At 51.9% G+C, this 18,393-nt stretch carries 19 protein-coding genes; 7 read left to right on the top strand and 12 right to left on the bottom strand.

The window, feature by feature from the left end; all coding sequences use genetic code 11:
• The first annotated feature begins 1 nt into the window (after position 1).
• Entirely contained in the window at positions 2–748 is a 747-nt protein-coding gene (gene kdsB / locus AACH41_RS10320) for a 3-deoxy-manno-octulosonate cytidylyltransferase (RefSeq protein WP_338654924.1), read from the top strand.
• A 52-nt stretch (positions 749–800) separates the two neighbouring features.
• On the opposite strand, the gene AACH41_RS10315 is transcribed toward kdsB, so the two are convergent.
• The 8 genes from AACH41_RS10315 to AACH41_RS10280 all read right to left on the bottom strand — a co-directional run bounded on the left by AACH41_RS10315 (position 801) and on the right by AACH41_RS10280 (position 7,890).
• The gene (locus AACH41_RS10315) at positions 801–1,304 is read right to left on the bottom strand and encodes an FxDxF family PEP-CTERM protein (protein WP_338654922.1); all 504 of its coding nucleotides are present in this window, start codon (positions 1,302–1,304) and stop codon (positions 801–803) included.
• A 115-nt stretch (positions 1,305–1,419) separates the two neighbouring features.
• On the bottom strand, positions 1,420–1,764 hold the full coding sequence (locus tag AACH41_RS10310) for a DMT family protein (protein ID WP_313986548.1): 345 nt from the start codon (positions 1,762–1,764) through the stop codon (positions 1,420–1,422).
• 57 nt (positions 1,765–1,821) lie between these two features.
• Positions 1,822–2,160, bottom strand: coding sequence for a P-II family nitrogen regulator (locus tag AACH41_RS10305; protein WP_194748319.1), 339 nt, complete (start codon positions 2,158–2,160; stop codon positions 1,822–1,824).
• A gap of 100 nt (positions 2,161–2,260) precedes the next feature.
• Complete coding sequence (locus tag AACH41_RS10300) at positions 2,261–3,862, bottom strand: NAD+ synthase (RefSeq protein WP_338654921.1); 1,602 nt, start codon at positions 3,860–3,862, stop codon at positions 2,261–2,263.
• Positions 3,863–3,892: 30 nt separating this feature from the next.
• Positions 3,893–4,915: an ankyrin repeat domain-containing protein gene (locus AACH41_RS10295; protein WP_338654920.1), complete on the bottom strand. Its 1,023-nt coding sequence runs from the start codon at positions 4,913–4,915 to the stop codon at positions 3,893–3,895.
• 10 nt (positions 4,916–4,925) lie between these two features.
• Positions 4,926–5,807 carry a succinate--CoA ligase subunit alpha gene (gene sucD / locus AACH41_RS10290; protein WP_194748316.1) on the bottom strand — a complete coding sequence of 294 codons (882 nt, stop codon included), beginning with the start codon at positions 5,805–5,807 and terminating at the stop codon, positions 4,926–4,928.
• Between the two features lie 2 nt (positions 5,808–5,809).
• On the bottom strand, positions 5,810–6,979 hold the full coding sequence (gene sucC / locus AACH41_RS10285) for an ADP-forming succinate--CoA ligase subunit beta (protein ID WP_194748315.1): 1,170 nt from the start codon (positions 6,977–6,979) through the stop codon (positions 5,810–5,812).
• Between the two features lie 140 nt (positions 6,980–7,119).
• A complete protein-coding gene (locus tag AACH41_RS10280; RefSeq protein WP_194748314.1) occupies positions 7,120–7,890 on the bottom strand; it encodes an elongation factor-1 alpha in 771 nt (256 codons plus the stop codon).
• 160 nt (positions 7,891–8,050) lie between these two features.
• On the opposite strand from AACH41_RS10280, the gene serB reads away from it, so the two are divergent.
• The 3 genes from serB (at position 8,051) to infA (ending at position 9,794) form a co-directional block, all read left to right on the top strand.
• Positions 8,051–8,890 carry a phosphoserine phosphatase SerB gene (gene serB / locus AACH41_RS10275; protein ID WP_338654918.1) on the top strand — a complete coding sequence of 280 codons (840 nt, stop codon included), beginning with the start codon at positions 8,051–8,053 and terminating at the stop codon, positions 8,888–8,890.
• A gap of 390 nt (positions 8,891–9,280) precedes the next feature.
• Positions 9,281–9,487, top strand: coding sequence for a cold-shock protein (locus tag AACH41_RS10270; RefSeq protein ID WP_194748312.1), 207 nt, complete (start codon positions 9,281–9,283; stop codon positions 9,485–9,487).
• Between the two features lie 70 nt (positions 9,488–9,557).
• Positions 9,558–9,794 (top strand): translation initiation factor IF-1, encoded by a 237-nt coding sequence (infA, locus tag AACH41_RS10265; RefSeq protein WP_018985872.1) that lies wholly within the window; start codon positions 9,558–9,560, stop codon positions 9,792–9,794.
• Positions 9,795–9,893: 99 nt separating this feature from the next.
• Here infA and groL read toward each other — a convergent pair whose 3' ends face one another.
• The 3 genes from groL to AACH41_RS10250 all read right to left on the bottom strand — a co-directional run bounded on the left by groL (position 9,894) and on the right by AACH41_RS10250 (position 12,912).
• Positions 9,894–11,513: a chaperonin GroEL gene (gene groL / locus AACH41_RS10260; protein ID WP_275355999.1), complete on the bottom strand. Its 1,620-nt coding sequence runs from the start codon at positions 11,511–11,513 to the stop codon at positions 9,894–9,896.
• A gap of 36 nt (positions 11,514–11,549) precedes the next feature.
• Positions 11,550–11,867 (bottom strand): co-chaperone GroES, encoded by a 318-nt coding sequence (locus tag AACH41_RS10255; RefSeq protein ID WP_313986538.1) that lies wholly within the window; start codon positions 11,865–11,867, stop codon positions 11,550–11,552.
• Between the two features lie 151 nt (positions 11,868–12,018).
• A complete protein-coding gene (locus AACH41_RS10250; protein ID WP_194748309.1) occupies positions 12,019–12,912 on the bottom strand; it encodes a LysR family transcriptional regulator in 894 nt (297 codons plus the stop codon).
• 120 nt (positions 12,913–13,032) lie between these two features.
• Between AACH41_RS10250 and AACH41_RS10245 the strand changes: the two genes are divergently transcribed.
• The 3 genes from AACH41_RS10245 (at position 13,033) to AACH41_RS10235 (ending at position 17,447) form a co-directional block, all read left to right on the top strand.
• Positions 13,033–13,248, top strand: coding sequence for a hypothetical protein (locus AACH41_RS10245; RefSeq protein ID WP_275355995.1), 216 nt, complete (start codon positions 13,033–13,035; stop codon positions 13,246–13,248).
• Between the two features lie 74 nt (positions 13,249–13,322).
• Positions 13,323–14,858 (top strand): NADH-quinone oxidoreductase subunit L, encoded by a 1,536-nt coding sequence (locus AACH41_RS10240; RefSeq protein WP_338654913.1) that lies wholly within the window; start codon positions 13,323–13,325, stop codon positions 14,856–14,858.
• Between the two features lie 36 nt (positions 14,859–14,894).
• On the top strand, positions 14,895–17,447 hold the full coding sequence (locus AACH41_RS10235) for a DUF2309 domain-containing protein (RefSeq protein WP_338654911.1): 2,553 nt from the start codon (positions 14,895–14,897) through the stop codon (positions 17,445–17,447).
• An 89-nt stretch (positions 17,448–17,536) separates the two neighbouring features.
• Here the strand turns inward: AACH41_RS10235 and AACH41_RS10230 are convergent, their stop codons facing one another.
• The gene (locus AACH41_RS10230; RefSeq protein WP_338654909.1) at positions 17,537–18,250 is read right to left on the bottom strand and encodes an EAL domain-containing protein; all 714 of its coding nucleotides are present in this window, start codon (positions 18,248–18,250) and stop codon (positions 17,537–17,539) included.
• Between the last annotated feature and the right edge of the window lie 143 nt (positions 18,251–18,393).

Raw genomic sequence — 18,393 nt, 5'->3', positions numbered from 1 at the left:
CATGTTTAAAGTTGTTGTTCCAGCCCGTTTTGCCAGTACCCGGCTGCCGGGCAAACCCTTGCTTGATCTTGCCGGTAAACCCATGGTGGTTCGCGTGGCTGAGCAGGCAGCCAAAAGCCTGGCCAATCAGGTGGTCGTGGCCACCGATCATGCGCAAATTCTGCAAGCTGTCGCGCAGCACCAGATCACTGCAGTGATGACGCGGGCCGATCATGTTTCTGGCACAGACCGCATTGCTGAAGTGGTGCAAACCATGCAATGGCCGGAGGACACCATCGTCGTCAATGTGCAGGGCGATGAACCTTTGATTGATCCGGTGCTGATCAACGAGGTGGCCCAAACCTTGGCCAATGATGAACAGGCGGTGATGTCTACCGCTTGCCATGCCATTCATGACGAGACGGTCTTCACAAATCCGAATGTGGTCAAGGTGGTATTCAATGCCAAGCAGCGCGCGCTGTACTTTAGTCGCGCGGCGATTCCATTTGCACGGGACACGACAGATCGCCAGCAGCCCCTCACCGCATATCGCCACATTGGCATTTATGCTTATCGTGTCAGCTTTTTAAAGCAATATGCCAGCTTGCCAGTCACCACGCTGGAAAGCATTGAAAGTCTGGAACAATTGCGCGTGCTGTATCATGGCTACCAGATCGCCGTTAGCGTGACTGATCACGCGCCTGCCAGCGGCGTGGATACGCCCGAAGACCTGGCGGCAGTCAGGCAGATTTTTGCTAGCAACGGCTAAAAGCAAAAAGCCTCACTTAAGTGAGGCTTTTTATTTTGCGATAGCTGATAAATTAGCTGTTTTTCTGACGACGGAAGGCAATCAGACCCATCATCGCCAAGCCAGCGAACATCATGCCGTAAGTTTCTGGCTCTGGAACAGGGACAGTAATTGGGTTGATGGTATAGCTACCTTCGTAACGGCCACCACCGATCAGGTTAAATTGTAAAGTGTAGTTCCCTGCAGCCAGGTTCGAAACACTGAAAGTCCATCTTGTCAAATCAGAGCCAATCAGGATAGGCGTGATAATTGGTGCCCATGTGAAGGTGTCATCTGCATCGCTAATCAGGGTGACACCTTGGTAAAGTCCTGAATTGACTTCATTTAACAGTCGGAACTCTGGATCCAGAACGCCTGTTAAGTCAAAGCTGCCAGCAGTGTATGAAATATTCACTTTAGCTGTTTTTGCAAGACTGCTTCCTGACAAGTCAGTGCCACTAAAATTGGTTGTCGTGGCAGTTGCAAATGCTGATGTGCTCACTAACAATGATGCTGCGACTAAAATATTTTTTAACATATTCGTATCCCCTAATGAATTAATTAACAATTTCTGGGAGCGATTATGACAATATCAATCGTGCAAGCATATAGCCCGTTAGGGTCATCGGACTATCGGGCGTTTAAAAACGGAGTCAAGTACGGAATATAAAGTAGACTGCCCCCATCATACATAAGCCTGCCCACAGGTAATCCCACTTGAGTGGCTGCTGCATGTACATGACGGCAAACGGGACGAATATCACTAGTGTGATGACTTCTTGCAGAATTTTGAGTTGCGCCAGATTGAGTTGGGTAAAGCCAATCCGGTTGGCGGGTACCTGAAAACAATATTCAATCAGGGCGATGCCCCAACTGACCAGAATGGCGATCCAAAGCGGTTTTTGATGCAAGTCTTTCAGGTGACCATACCAGGCAAACAACATGAACAAGTTGGCTGTGGAAAGAAGCAGGATGGTTTTAATCAGTGTGAAAGACATGCAACATCAGGCAAGAAAAGGTGACTTGGGAAAAGTCACCGGATCATTGAAAAAAGCTTAAATGGCGGCTTCGCCAGTTTCACCAGTACGGATACGGATCACTTGTTCGACGGAAGAGACAAAAATCTTGCCGTCACCGATTTTACCGGTATGGGCGGCCTTGATAATGGCTTCGATCGCACTTTCTACCATGTCTGATCCTAGAATCACTTCAATTTTGATTTTTGGCAGAAAGTCGACGACATATTCTGCGCCACGATATAACTCGGTGTGACCTTTCTGGCGACCAAATCCCTTGACTTCGGTGACTGTCAGTCCATTGACGCCAATTGCAGATAACGCCTCACGCACTTCGTCCAGTTTAAAAGGCTTAATAACGGCTTCTACTTTTTTCATATGTGCTCCGTGGATAAATCTCTCAATGGCATTTTACGCAAGCAGTGCTTTTTATACAAATGTCCTGTGCATGCCTCACAAGGCCTTGCGTGTCGCGCACTTAAAATGACAGGTTACAGGTGATCGGGTAGCGACGGTCCTTGCCAAAGCCGCGCTCTGTAATCCTGACACCCACTGCCGCTTGCCGCCGCTTGTATTCATTGCGATCAATCAGGCGGGTCACGCGCTGCACATCACTGGCGGTATACCCCATTTCGATGATACGTGCGATGCTCAGGTCTTTTTCGACGTAGGCTTCCATGATGGCATCCAAGACCTCATAGGGCGGTAAGCTGTCCTGGTCGGTCTGGTTTTCTCTGAGCTCGGCGCTAGGGGCACGTGTGATAATCCGTTCAGGGATCACCCGGCTCAGGCCATTGCGGTAGGTTGCCAGCTTGTAAACCAGGGTTTTGGGTACATCCTTGATCAAGGCAAAGCCACCCGCCATATCACCGTATAAGGTGCTGTAGCCGACAGCGGTTTCTGACTTGTTGCCGGTGGTGAGCACCAGGCTGCCAAACTTGTTACTGATGGCCATCAGTAGCATGCCACGGATGCGGGCCTGCAGGTTTTCTTCGGTGGTATCAAAAGACTTGCCGGAAAACTCCTCAGACAAGGTCGCACAAAATCCTTCAAATAGCGGTTTGATGGGTAATACGCTGTACTCAACCTCAACCAGTTGTGCCATTTCAGCGGCATCTGCCACGCTGATGCCGGCGGTAAATTCAGAGGGCATCATCACCGCTTTGACGCGCGCTTTACCCAGCGCATCCACGGCGATGGCAAGTGTGAGGGCGGAGTCTATGCCACCAGACAGACCTAGCACCACCCCGGGGAATTTGTTTTTATTCACATAGTCACGCAGACCCAGTACCAGCGCTTTATACACGGCGGCTTCAGTGCTCAACGGCACTGTAATGTCGGTAGACAAGGGATTTGTGCCATCAATGGTCAGGTAAGCCATCCCGGCTTCAAACATTGGCAGCTCTTGCACCAGTTCTCCCAACCGGTTCATGCTAAAAGACGCGCCATCAAACACCAGTTCGTCCTGGCCGCCGACCATGTTGGCATAGATCATGGGTAGCCCGGTTTCACGGATGCGGTCGCGCAATACCTGGTAACGAGTCTGTTGTTTGTGCAGATGGTAAGGCGAAGCATTGATCGTCAGCAGTACTTGTGCCGAAGCTTGCAGGGCCTGCAGGGCCGGGCCTGACTCCCAGCTATCCGCACAGATCAGCACCCCATAGCGTACGCCATGCCATTCAAACACCACGGGCAATTGACCCGCCTCAAAATAGCGCTCTTCATCAAAAACGCTGTAGTTGGGCAAGTGATGTTTATGATAGGTCGCCTGTATCCTGCCAGAATGTATTACCGAAGCCGCGTTGTAGCGTTTGCCTGCCACTTCATCAGGATGACCAACAATGACTGCCATGTCGTGAGGCAGACGCTGCACCAGCCAATTAAGTGCCTGCGTGTTGGCGTGATAAAAATCCTGCCTGAACAGCAAATCTTCTGGAGGGTAGCCGCATAACGCCAGTTCTGGTGTCAGTAAGAGGCGTGCGCCCGCTCGATAAGCCTCTTCGGCTTGCGCCAGAATGTGTTCCGCATTTTGCTGCATGGCACCGACCATGCAGTTCATTTGAGCAATTGCAAGTTTCATCTGCTTTTCATTCAGGATGGGCTGCAGGGCTTAATACTTGCCACCCGCAGCCTTGATCAGTTCTACCATGGTCGGGTTTTGGCCTTTGAGGGCATAGACATAAGCGGTCAAACCGTATTGATCACGTGTTTTGACATTGGCCTCATGTTCAAGCAGCAATCGCGCCATTTCCGGCGCATTGTTGCTCACCGCCAGGTGCAGCAAGGGCGTGCCTTCGCTGTCTTTTTGGTTGGCATCTGCTTCATGCTCAAGCAGTGTTTTGGCTGCTTCAAGCTGATTTTTCTTCACCGCCCAGGTCAGGGCTGTCCAGCCATGCTCATCTTCCTCATCCACTTTTGCACCATGTTCTGCCAAATAGGTCACTGCGGCGGCATGCCCCTCTCGGGCGGCAATCATGAGCGCTGTGGTGCCCAGCTTGTCTTTGAGATTGGCGTCAGCGCCTTTGGTTAATACCGTGGTAATGGTGGGTACATCACCACTTTTGGCCGCATACATGAGCACAGTTTTCCCATCCGAAGACCGCACATTAGCATCAAAACCACGCGCGATAATCAGGCCCACCAGTTCGCTGTAGCCGGAGGTGGCCGCCAGGCCGAGGGCGCTCCAGCCGGCCGGGTCGCGGGCTTTAACATCGGCACCTTTTTCCATCAGCATTTTGGCGGCATCCAGATTATTTTTCTTGGCCGCAAACATGAGTGCTGTCCAGCCACCCTGATCTTTGGCATTAATGTCGGCGCCACCGGCTAACAACTCGCGGATCACTTCCGCCTGGTTTTTACGGGCGGCATACATGATGGGCGTCAGTTTGTCGCCATCGGTGACATTCGGGTTGGCGCCGCTTTTTAACAAGGCTTTGACCGTGGCCAGGTCGCCTTTGGCGGCGGCAATGAGCAGGTAAGACACTTCATCATCGCGAAAAGGCGCGCTGTCCTCGGCCATCTGTTTTTTGCTGGCGGCCTCAGCAGACAGGCCAGGCCAGGTGAGGCCAATCAGCAGTACGCTGCTAACAATGATGCCTGTCCAGCGATGGTGAGCCTGTAAGCAACGATACATGCCAGTTCCTTTATGCGTTTGCGCGTTGAATGGCCGCGAGGACGGCCTCACCCAGACCAGCAGGGGAGGCTGCAACAACACAGCCAGCTGATTCCAGGGCGGCAATCTTGTCTTCTGCACGGCCAGAACCACCGGAAATAATTGCCCCGGCATGGCCCATACGTTTGCCTTTAGGGGCGGTTAAGCCGGCAATATAAGCAGCGACCGGTTTGGTGACATGGTGTTTGATGTAGTCAGCCGCTGCCTCTTCATCACTGCCACCGATTTCACCAACCATGATGATCGCCTCTGTTTCCGCGTCTTTCTGAAAGAGTTCCAGGCATTCAATAAAGTTCAAGCCTTTGATCGGGTCGCCACCAATGCCGACACAGGTGGTCTGGCCCAGGCCCAGGGCCGTGGTCTGATGGACAGCCTCGTAAGTCAGGGTGCCAGAACGTGACACGACACCGACCTTACCACGTTTGTGGATGCTGCCCGGCATAATGCCGATTTTGCATTCGTCCGGCGTGATCACGCCTGGGCAGTTTGGGCCGATCAGTTTGGTGCCATTGGCGCGCAGCGCCGCTTTGACATTGAGCATGTCCAGAGCCGGAATGCCTTCGGTGATACAGACAATGAGCTCAATGCCTGCGTCTGCGGCTTCAAGGATGGAGTCAGCGGCAAAAGGCGGCGGCACGTAAATCACGCTGGCATTGGCCTCGGTTTCCTTCACGGCTTCGCGCATGGTATTGAATACGGGTAGCTCCAGATGGCGCTGGCCCCCTTTGCCTGGCGTCACGCCACCCACCATTTTGGTGCCATAAGCCAGCGCTTGTTCGGAATGAAACGTCCCTTGTTTGCCGGTAAAGCCCTGGCACAATACTTTGGTATCTTTATTGACTAAAATCGCCATGACTACACACCCTTGTTCACTGCGTTGACTGCTTGCTGGGCGGCATCGGTCAGCCCTTCTGCAGAAATAATATTCAGGCCACTCTCACGCAGCATCTGCTTGCCCAATTCGACATTGGTCCCTTCCAGCCGCACCACGACCGGAATGGTCATGCCCACCTCTCTGACTGCGGTGATAATGCCGGTGGCAATGATGTCGCAACGCATGATGCCGCCAAAAATATTGACCAGAATCGCTTTCACATTAGCGTCAGCCAAGATGATTTTGAAGGCCTTGGTCACGGTCTCAGCTGTGGCGCCGCCGCCGACATCCAGAAAGTTGGCAGGCATGCCGCCATGCAGCTTGATCAAGTCCATGGTTGCCATGGCCAGGCCAGCGCCGTTCACCATGCAACCAATGTTGCCATTTAAGGCAATGTAATTGAGGCCGCTATGATGGGCCTCCGCTTCTTTGGCATCGTCTTGTGACCAGTCACGGATCTCTGCAAACGGTTTTTGACGGTAAAGTGCGTTGTCATCTACCGTCATTTTGCAATCCAGCGCCACCAGTTTTCCTTCAGCGGTTACAATCAGCGGGTTAATTTCGAGCAGTGACAAGTCATTGTCTTTAAACAATTTGTACAGGCCTTTGGCCAGCTTGGTAAACGCGCCAATCTGGTCACCACTCAGACCCAAGCCAAACGCCAGGTTGCGCGCCTGAAAGTCCACCAGGCCATTGAGCGGGTCACAGACTTCCTGCAGGATTTTTTCTGGCTGGGTAGCCGCAATCTCTTCAATATCCATGCCGCCTGCGCTGGAAGCAACCATGACCACGCGTTCCAGCGTGCGGTCTACCAGCATCGAAAGATAAAGCTCACGTGCAATCGGCAGGGTTTGCTCCACCAGCACCTGATGCACGGGTTGGCCATCCGGCGCATTCTGGTAAGTCACCAAATGCTTGCCAAGCAGGCTACCTGCCACGGTTTGCGCTTCTAATGCAGATTTAACCACTTTGACGCCACCCGCTTTGCCGCGACCGCCGGCATGCACCTGGGCCTTGACCACCCAGGCTTCACCGCCCAGTTCTTTGGTGGCTGCCGCAGCGGCTTCTTCGGATTGAACGACCAGGCCAGCCGGTGTGGCCAAACCATATTTTTGCAGGAGTTGTTTGGCTTGGTATTCGTGCAGATTCATGAAAATTCAGAGGTTTTGATAGTTAAGCATCTATTTTCGCGCAAATACCCTATCAAGGCTAGACTGCAAATAAAAAAACCGCACAACTGTGCGGTTTTTAAACGTATTTAACGCGATAGCGTTAACGAATGCGTCGTCGCTTATAAGTCCTGCGCCCAGGCATTGCCGTAGACTTTGCCATTGCGGGACAGTACCAGCATTTGATACATGCTGATCACCCACATGTAACTGGAGGCCAGGCTGTAGCCAATGCCACCGATAATCGTCAACCAGGCAAAGTGTGGTGACAACTTGGTCAGCCACCACGACATCACGTCCATAATCAGAAAAGCAAACGGGAAGGCGATGGCAATGATTTTGGCAGGTTTGGGCACATTCACGGCAAAACTGAAAATCAGGCCGATAAAAAAGAAAATGAAACTGATGCCAAACAGGTGTATATGCGACACCCGCGTCAGGCCGCTGATCGTTGCGCCCTCATTCACCTCTGCGCGCGCCTTAACTTCATCATAGTTGTTAAAGTTGGGGATGCCGGGGATGTTGCTGTGGCACATGACGCAATGCTGCGCAAACACCTGCTTGAAGTGTGATTCCCACTGGTCTTGTGGCGCGCCTTGTTGCGCCCATTTGATAATGTCCTGGCGGACCTCCAGGGGTGCCTTGTCAGACATGGAGCCATTAAGTTTGCTCGCCAGTTTGGTGCCACTGCGGTCACCGTAATAACTGTAAACAATATCGTTCACGGACAAGCCGAATTTGCCATCGGCCATGCCGTGAGTGAGCATTATTTGCAGGCCAGCCATACACAGGCCGACGCCAATCACGAGCAGATAACCAATAAACAGGGCTTTAAGCGGTAAGGGCAGGTTAGGCAAGTTCAGCCATGGCAGCGTTTGTGCGTCTTGTTTCATTGTAATCCCTAGGGTGTTGAGTTTAACCAGTTTTAATTTTTGCCAAGCATATCATTGCCGGGGGCAATCCAAAAACAGAAATACTCCCAAAAAAGCACGCTTATCAATGCGATGCACGGGCAACTGCTATAATCCAGTCTTTTAATCGACGGTAGTGATCATGCGTTTAGTGGTTCAAGGGCCGGCCATCACCATGGCTCATCTTTCCCATCTTCATGGCCTGGTGGGCGGGCATGCGCAGTTTATGCAAGTGGGCGAACATGCCTACTATTTGCCGGTGCCAGAAGCGGATTATCTGGAAGCGAAGGCTTTTTGCGCCAGTCAGCAGATAGACTGCGCGCTGGTGCAAGACACTCATAGGCTGCAACACATGGGCTTGTGCGTCATGGATATGGACTCCACCCTGATCTCCATTGAATGCATTGATGAAATTGCCGACATGATGAACCTCAAACCGCAGGTCGCCGAGATCACCGAAGCCGCCATGCGTGGCGAGCTGGATTTTTCTGCCAGCCTGCGTAAACGTGTGGCCTTGCTCAAAGGCCTGCCAGCGACCGCATTGCAACGCGTGATTGATGAGCGCCTTCGTTTTAATCCCGGCGCGCAAGCCTGGATCAATACCTGCAAGCAACACGGCATCAAAACCATGGTCGTCTCTGGCGGCTTTACCTTTTTTGCCAACCATGTCCAACAGACCTTGGGGCTGGATTACGCGGTCTCCAACACGCTGGAAATCATAGACGGCAAACTCACCGGCCAGGTCCTTGGTGAGATCGTCGATGCCCAGCGCAAAGCCGATGAACTCACTAAACTGCGTGATCAGTTGGGCCTGTCGGCCGCACAAACGATTGCGATTGGTGACGGTGCCAACGACCTCAAAATGATGGCGGTTGCCGCGGTGGGCGTGGCTTATCACGCCAAACCAGTGGTGCAACAGCAAGCCATGTATGCGCTCAATGTGGTGGGGCTGGATGGCGTAGCGAGCTTGCTATCGGTCTAACTCATCTGCACGGTTGCTCCATGATTCCAGAATTCTGCTCTCGAGTCATCGCCACCTAACATAAAGCGTTCAAGGGTGGCTTGGGCGCTTTTTATTTAGCCAAATGAGGCCTGCGCTTGTCCACAGGCGATGCCTTGAGTTTTTTGATGATGCGATTTGTCGCGTATTGAATGCTTTTCGGGATAGATGCTTAAATAAATATTTGATTTATTTTGGTTTTTTTGAAAATAATATTTGCTATTGTGGTGCATAAAGCGCATAGTTGTTGCACGCGACGTTCAAGCATTGTTGTTTTCTCTGGTGGTATCTTCTGGTTCTCTCGTTAATCCCGCTTACTTGTGCCTCGCCCTCCAAGGGGTTTCCCTTTCATTTTTTACAAAGGATTTAGATATGGCTACAGGTATTGTCAAATGGTTTAACGATGCAAAAGGTTTTGGTTTTATTACTCCAGATCAGGGTGGCGATGATTTGTTCGCTCACTTTTCCGAGATTCAATCAGCAGGTTTTAAAAGCCTGGCGGATAACCAGCGCGTTTCATACAACGAAACGACTGGCCCTAAAGGCAAACAAGCTTCTGCGATTCAGGTGATTGCATAGTCACGCCTGACCAAGTGGCGCAGTAAAAAGCCCGGTTTCGGGCTTTTTTCATTATTGAAAAAGGAATCGCATGGCTAAAGAAGAATTGATTGAAATGCAGGGCGCAGTGACTGAAGTGTTGCCGGATGCGCGTTATCGCGTGACGCTGGACAATGGGCATCAGTTGACTGCCTACACCGGCGGCAAAATGCGCAAGCACAAAATACGTATTTTGGCGGGCGATAAAATCACCATCGAAATGTCGCCTTACGACATGGGCAAGGGACGCATTACGTTCAGGCATCTGCCGCCCAGAAGACCTGCTTGAGTCATCTGCTGCTCTTTTCGGCGTGCAGTTGATCTTGCTCAGCTAGAAAAAAAGCCCCTTGCGGGGCTTTTATCGTTGATGGCATCACGCTGATCGCGCTTAGTAGTCCATCTCAGGCATCGCAGGCGTTTTTTTGTCCTCTTTGGGCAATTCGGCCACGGTCGCATCGGTGGTCAAAATCAGCCCGGCAATCGAGGCGGCATTTTGCAGCGCGGTGCGAGTCACTTTGGTGGGGTCGACCACACCGGTTTCCACCATATCCACATATTCACCTGTCGCGGCGTTGTAGCCGGTGTTACCCGTTGCCTCAAGCACTTTGGTGATGACCACAGAAGGCTCTTCTCCGGCATTTTTCACAATCGCGCGCAAGGGTTCTTCGATTGCGCGCAACACGATGCGGATACCAGCATCCTGATCATCATTATCCCCCTTGAGGGCACCGATACGGCTGCGAGCCCGCAGTAAAGCCACACCGCCGCCAGGGACGATGCCTTCTTCCACCGCAGCGCGGGTGGCATGCAGGGCGTCATCGACACGGTCTTTTTTCTCTTTCATTTCGACTTCGGTGGCCGCACCGATTTTAATCACGGCGACACCACCGGCCAGCTTGGCCACGCGCTCTTGCAGTTTTTCCTTGTCGTAGTCAGAAGTGGTCTCCTGAATTTGGGTTTGAATAGACTGCACACGGGCTTTAATCTTGGCTTGGTCGCCAGCGCCATCAATGATCACGGTGTTTTCTTTGTGTATCTCAACTCGTTTTGCACGGCCCAAATGCTCGATGCTGACTTTCTCCAGTTGCATGCCGGTTTCTTCTGAGACGACGGTGGCCCCGGTCAGGATGGCAATGTCTTCTAGCATGGCTTTGCGACGATCACCAAAGCCTGGCGCTTTGACGGCAGCTACTTTAAGGATGCCACGCATGCTGTTGACGACCAGTGTCGCCAGCGCTTCGCCTTCCACGTCTTCGGCAATGATCAGCAAAGGCTTGTTGGTTTTGGCTACGTTTTCCAGCGTCGGCAACAAGTCGCGGATATTGCTGATTTTCTTGTCATACAACAAAATCATCGGCTCATCCAGCGCCGCCACCTGTTTGTCCGGATTGTTCACAAAATAGGGGCTGATGTAGCCGCGGTCAAATTGCATGCCTTCCACCACATCCAACTCATTTTGCAGTGACTTGCCTTCTTCTACCGTAATCACGCCCTCCTTGCCAACTTTTTCCATAGCATCGGCGATGATCTGACCAATGGCGGTATCCGAGTTGGCAGAAATAGAGCCTACCTGGGCAATCTCTCTATTGGTGGTGATGGCTTTAGACATGACTTTGAGCTCATCCACCAACGCAGCCACCGCTTTATCTATGCCGCGTTTGAGGTCCATCGGGTTCATGCCTGAGGCGACCGACTTCATGCCTTCTTGCACTATCGCCTGCGCCAGTACGGTGGCGGTAGTCGTACCGTCACCTGCGACATCCGCGGTTTTAGACGCGACTTGTTTCACCATTTGCGCGCCCATATTCTCCAACTTGTCTTGCAACTCGATTTCTTTGGCGACCGAAACACCATCTTTGGTAATCACCGGGGCGCCAAAACTGCGTTCCAGCACCACATTGCGGCCTTTGGGGCCCAGGGTGACCTTGACCGCATCGGCCAGGATATTCACGCCTTTTACAATTTTTTGACGGGCGTGGTCATGAAACTTCACATCTTTAGCTGCCATTGTTCAATTCTCCTTTCTCTCTTAGCAACAAAGTGATTAAGCGACTTTTTTGAGATCGGCAGAGGCGGGTTCAATCACACCGAGAATGTCTTCTTCGCGCATGACTAATACCTCTTCGCCATTGAGTTTGACTGTTTGTCCGGCATATTTGCCAAATAAGACATGGTCACCGACCTTCACTGCCAGGGCTCTCAGGCTGCCGTCTTGAAGGGACTTGCCGCTCCCGACAGCGATGACTTCGCCTTGCTCGGGTTTTTCTGCAGCTGTGTCTGGTATCACAATGCCGGAAGCGGTCGTACGTTGTTGTTCGACTCGCTTGACTATGACGCGGTCATACAGGGGACGAATATTCATGTTCAATTCTCCTTAGCGAATAAGTTCAACAAAAACCACCACTGGAGACGTTTGCAGACGCAACTGGCAATCATGCCTCCAGTGGCGAAAAGGTATCAGCAGAGTTGCTGATACCGTGAAAATAGGGATGCGCAAAAAAATTTCAAGAGGGCTAGAGCGCTCTTTTTTTGACTAGAAACTGATTCACCAATTGGCTGATTTCAAACTTGCGGAAATGTTTTTTGATCGTGACTGCATAGAAATTCTCAAAAATCCCTTCCAGTTGCGTGAAGGATTTGAGCACACCATTTTTTAACTCGTCTTTAACCACCACCTCCGGCATGACGGTGAGTGCCCGGCTGTCGCGCGCTAACAGCCGCAACATCGCCATGTCATTCGCTTCGGCCACGATGTGAGGTTCTAGGTGATGCAAGGCGCACAAGCCATCAAAGGCCGCCCGAATCGGGCTGTCCTGATTGGGCAAAATCCAGTTGTACTCCGCATATTTGGCCGAAAATCCGTGTTTGATCTCAATCTCTGCCGGGCCGATCACACTGATGGGTTGCCGATCTAGCAGAATACACTCCCATAACTGGTCAGTATTGCCTCTCACCTCGATATTGGTGAGCGCCAGGTCTATCTGGTGATTCGAAAGCGCATTGAGCAAGTTGGTTTGCCCGCTGGCAGAAATTTCGAGTTTGATCTCCGAGTGATTCAGTAATGGCTCCACAAAGCTCTCGATGAAGTTTCTGGACATGGTAGAGAGCACACCAATCCGCAACGTTTGACTCTCAGACGCAATACCTTTTCTCAGCAGGTTTTCGAGTTCTATGCCTTTGGTAAAAATAGAATCTGCATAGGAAAACGCCAAATTACCGAACTCCGTCAACACCAGTTTACGCCCTTGTCTTAAAAACAATGCGCAGTCCAGGCTTTCTTCCAGTTGCCTGATCTGTGAAGACAGCGCGGATTGCGAGATATGCAATTTTTCTGCTGCCTTGGTCAAGCTACCCACTTTCACGATATGCCAAAAATATTGCAAGTGATGATAATTGAGTCTCGCCATATATAAATAAAATAGAACATAAAATTAATATTTATATATTTTACCTAATTAAAATCATCCGTCAAAATCTGCATCACCCGCTATTTGGTTTTTTAATATAGTTAGATAGGTGAAATGGTGATGATGAAGCGGCTTGAAATTGATGGTCGAACAGTGACGGTTTATCCCAAGAACGTAGAAATAAATGGTGAGGAGGTGGTTACCCAGGGCGAAATCCTAATTGAATTACTGCCTGAAGTCTGGGCGCCAATAGAGGGTGAGCCGACGACAAGCGCGTCGGTGCAAGAGGTGGTCACCCAACAATCTGTAGCGATTGATGGGCCTACCTCCGGTTAATCTTTATCTTCTATTAAAGTGTGTTTTATGTTCTGTTTTATCAATGTATTTTTTGGTCATGAAAGGCCGTGTTAATGGACGTTGTCATTTATTTTGCACTGGTACCCGGAGCCATTATGTGGCTGGCTGGGCTGCTGAGTGGAGTGCTACCGTGGCAACATGACCGTGGCTGGCAACTGTTTAAGCATCTGCTCAGCGTGGCGCTTGTGGCGGCGGGTATATCCGCCGCAGTCGTGTGTCTGCATGTCCAGTCGTTGCCTGGCAATTTTTTCAGTGCGTTTGCCATTGCTGTTTCCCCGCTGCAGGCGCTGATGGCTTGTTTGGTGCAATTGCTGGGGTGGGTGATCGGACATTTTTCTGCCAGATACCTCGAAGGTGAGGCCAATCAGAAAAGCTTTGTCACCGCTTTAAGCCTGGTCCTTGCCAGTGTGCATGTGCTGCTGATTGCTGATCACTGGTTGTTGTTTGTCGCGGCATGGTCAGCCATTGGCGTGTGTTTAAAGCACTTGCTGTGTTTTTATGCAGACCGTCCGTTTGCACTGTTGGCTTCGCACAAAAAGACCGTGGCGGATGTGTTGGCGGATAGTCTGTTGCTGCTGACGGCCATGATCGCCTATGTTGAAACCGGAAGCGTACAGATTTCAGTCTTTCTTTTACATGTCAGCATGCATGGCTTGTCGCAGCTCAGTAGCTGGTGTGCCATGCTGCTGGTGGCGGTGGTAATTTTAAAAACGGCATTACTGCCGGTGCATGGCTGGTTAATCCAGGTGATGGAAGCACCGACGCCTGTTTCTGCCTTGTTACATGCCGGTGTGGTGAACCTGTCTGGTTATGTTTTGATCCGCTTTGCCCCCTTGTTCGAACAGGCAACACTGGCCAGACATGTATTGTTAGCGGTTGGGCTGGTGACATGCCTGTTTGCCTCGCTGGTCATGTTTACCCGGGTCAGTATCAAGGTCAGGCTGGCATGGTCCACCGTGGCACAAATGGGCTTCATGATAGTGGAATGCGCGCTGGGGCTATACACCTTTGCGGCGCTGCACCTGATCGGACACTCGATTTACAAGGCTTATGCCTTTTTGTCCGCCGCCGACATTGTCACACACACACGCTTGCAGCAGATGGCGGGTAAAGCGGCCTTTGCCAAGTTGAGCATGTTGCTTGCCCCGGTGTTGACCATGTTGATTGTGTTCGGGGTACAGGCGGTCTCGGGGACCCAGCTGTGGCCAGCCTGGTGGAGCCTGATACTGGCGCTGGCCTGGGCTCCAGTGTTGTGGCAGCAGGTCGGGCAGGCAGTGACTCTGCGCCTGCAACTGCAAGCCTTGCTATTTGGCAGTGTGCTTGCCATGGGGTTGACCGCCGTTAGTGTGGTATTTCACCTGCTTCCCCTCGGGATACACGATCAGCCTTCCCCTACGGGCGGATGGATAAGTGTGCTGGCCATGCTCATGCTGTACCTTGCCACGACCATGATCCAGCAGATGCCTGCGCGGTTGGCTGTGCTGCATCGCTCAGTCTATGCCGGGTTTTATCTGGATGAGTTTTACACGCGATGGGTCTTGCGTTTATGGCCGGTTAGTTGGGGCAAAAGCACGCATGCCAATGACTAGGCGCGCTTCTGAAATGAATGGATAAGGAACCAAAAGATGTTTTTTATTGAAGACCAAGTATTCCCAGGGCGTCACCATGGGCAAGCACAGTCTATCCGTGAGCAGGTGATAGACCAGGCCTGCCAGCGTGCGTGCGACAGTATTGCCCCTAACTGGCCGCTGGATCAGTCGATTGCAGTCAACCCGCATTGGAAAAGAGTCCACTTGCCAGTGAGAACTGTAGCGGCACGCATGGCTGTGCTAGGCGATCTGCAAGTGTTTCCGGCCAGAGGTCATCTGTTACATGCCTGGCAGCAAGGACGCATGTCTGCACAGGACTTAACCCAGGCCATAACACAACTCGGGCTCAGGCAGACCACTATTGCAGAGGCAGTGGCCCAGCTATCGGCGCCGCTTGCCATTACCCAATTACCGCTATTGATTGATGTGCTCGATGACGATGCCCAGCGGTTTCAGCGCTTGACCTGGCGCGATGCGATTACGCATCAGGTCAGCCAGACTTGTGCCGCGTATTTTGACCGGGACCAGTCAGACTGGCAGCCTGAGCGTGCAGGTGGCTTGTACCAGTTCTGGCGTGACATGATCGTGCATGACCATGGCATCGGTGTGTTGATGGGCTTGCCCAACATCCATCAGTTTCTGGATTATTTGCCACGCAATCGCCAACAGGCTGAGCGCTGGGTGGTCGAGGCGCTAGGCCTGGATGAGGCCGTGCTGGCCGATTATTTTGAGGCGGTATTGCTCACGGTGAATGGCTGGGCATCCTGGTGTGCTTATCTGGATTGGCAAGCCAGATTACAAGGCCAGAGTGATGACAGCTTGCGTGATTTGCTGGCGATTCGGTTGGCATGGGGCGTGATTTTAATGCAATGTAAAGGTCTCAATGCAACCAACAGCGCCATTAGGGTCATCCAGCAAAAATGGCAGCATGTGGCTGAAAAAATTCAAGCTGCAGAACAGGCATTGCAAGTGGATGAGGTCTGGCAACTGGCACTGGAAATCGGTTATCAGCGCCAGCTGGCGCAACAACTGAGCCAGATGCCGGAGGCTGCAACACCGACACCCACGCCACTGATTCAGGCCGCATTTTGTATTGATGTGCGCAGTGAACCGATCCGGCGGGCAATAGAATCATTGTCACCCAATATACAAACGCTGGGCGCGGCGGGCTTTTTTGGCTTGCCGATTGCCTATCAGCCTTTTGCTTCCGACTATCAGCGTCCACAGTTGCCGGGCCTGCTGGCCCCTAGCTTAACTGTCCGTGATCAAGTCCTTGCCGGTTCAGAGGCGATAAGCGAAGTGGCACAGGCCGGTAGCAAAGCGCTACAGCTAAAAGTCGGCCAAAAGCGGCTCAGCAATTTTATGCTGTCTGGCCAGGTCAGCCGACTGAGCAAATATCCTGGAGCGGCCTTTTCGCTGGTAGAGAGCGCAGGCCCCCTGTTTTTGAAACCCTTGTTAGCCATGATCAAGCCGCAATTGCATGCCCGCAGTTCGCTTGATCAACATGGCTTGCCGAAAAAATACCGCGCATTGACCCGGCCTCAGTTACAAGCGGTGAGCGTGGTCGAAAAAGCCGAGCTTGCCGCGCGGGTACTCAACAGTTTAGGCCTGACCAGCGGGTTGGCGCCGCTGGTATTACTGGTGGGGCATGCCAGCCAGAGCAAAAACAATGCGCATGCCTCCAGCCTCGATTGCGGCGCATGTTGTGGACAGTCTGGTGAGGTAAACACGCGTGCCTTGGCTGCCGTGCTCAATGATGCCGAGGTGAGGGCACAGCTGGCTAGTATGGGTATGACGATCCCCGCCGAAACCTGGTTTGTTGCCGCCTTGCACAACACTACCACACAAGCGTTGCAAGGCTTTGATCTTGATCTGCTGCCAGCCGCAACGCACACTCGCTGGCAGCAAGCGGCTGAGCTGTTTACCGCTGCCGGTGAAGTTGTACGGGCACAGTTAGCCTCTACCTCAATGCAGTCAACACAAGCCAGCGATGCCGGTCGTTTGTTCAAAGCCTTTCGCCAGCGTGCCAATGACGCTGCGCAGACCCGGCCGGAATGGGGCTTGGCCAACAATGCGGCATTTATTCTGGCCCCCCGGGCGCGTACCAGACATTTGAATTTGGCCGGGCGGGCATTTTTGCATGAGTATGATGCGGCGGCGGATATTGAAGGGGCGTTATTGGAACAACTTATGACGGCCCCGATGCTGGTGACGCACTGGATTAACTGGCAGTACCATGCCTCGACCTGTGAGCCAGTCAAGCTTGGGAGCGGAAACAAGCTGTTACACAACGTCGTCGGTGGCCGCATCGGCGTGTTTGAAGGCAACGGTGGTGACCTCAGAATCGGTCTCTCCAAACAGTCATTGCATGATGGCCAGCAGTGGATGCATGAACCGCTCCGCTTGACGGTGGTCATTGTGGCAAGCTGCAGACAGATTGACCAGATTATCGGCAGGCATGCGGTCATTAGCCACCTGGTCAACCATGGCTGGTTACATCTGTGGTGTGAAGAGGATGGGCAGCGTTGGCGGTATGTTGCCGGGCAATGGCAGGCACTGGATTTTGCTGAAATGACGCAGCCCGTTTGAGTCTGTCATCATCTTGTCAGTGTGCATGCCTGAGGTCGTTTACTAAAGACCGGTCATGGATGCATGCTGGCAAGTGAGTGATTTTTTAGCTATCTTGGGTCAGGTGAGCGAGCCAGGCTAAAACAGTCTTCAGCCACGGTTGGCAGCCCTTCAAACAAGGGCTTGGCAAAATAATAGCCTTGAAACAGGTCGATGCCAAAATCGACCAGTACCGTCAGTTCAGCGCGGGTCTCGACGCCCTCTGAAATCACCTCGATATTGAGTCCGCGACACACATCCAGGATGCTTTTCATAATCAGTTGTTTGGTTTTATTCTGGTCTATGTCGCGGATCAGGTTCATGTCCAGCTTGATAATATCTGGCTGCCATTCAGCCAGTAAGTTCAGGCCAGAATAACCCGCGCCAAAATCATCAATCGCAGTCAGAAATTGATGTTTTTTGTATTCGGTAAAAATGTTTTTTAAATGCGCATGGTCGGTGATTTTTTCTGCCTCGGTCACCTCAAACATGATGCGCTTTTTATCAAAACCGAGTTCATCACACACGGCGAGCGTGGATTGAATACAGTTTTCAGGGTTGTAGACTGCGTTTGGTAAAAAATTGATGGACAGAATCTGGTCAAAATGTAACTGATTGGCGAGCCTGATGGCTTTTGAGCGGATGGTTTGATCAAAGCTATGAATACTGGAGGCGTCAATTTGATCCAGAATGAACGCCGCTGGCTGGTTTTCCAGGCCACGTACCAGTGTTTCATATCCCCAAATCTGTTTGCGCTCGAAGGCAATAATGGGTTGAAACGCCATTGAAAAGTCTATCCCCAGGTGTTGAGGATTACATTTTCCACATTGCATTTAGGGTTCTCCTGTACGCAGTCACCAGCTTCTTGCTACCTGATGGGATGCGGTCGTTCCAGCTAGGCGATGAAACTCAAAAATAAATTTAATAC

This window comes from Methylophilus sp. DW102, from assembly GCF_037076555.1.
Taxonomy (GTDB): domain Bacteria; phylum Pseudomonadota; class Gammaproteobacteria; order Burkholderiales; family Methylophilaceae; genus Methylophilus; species Methylophilus glucosoxydans.
This window is presented reverse-complemented; position numbering and strand designations above follow the sequence as displayed.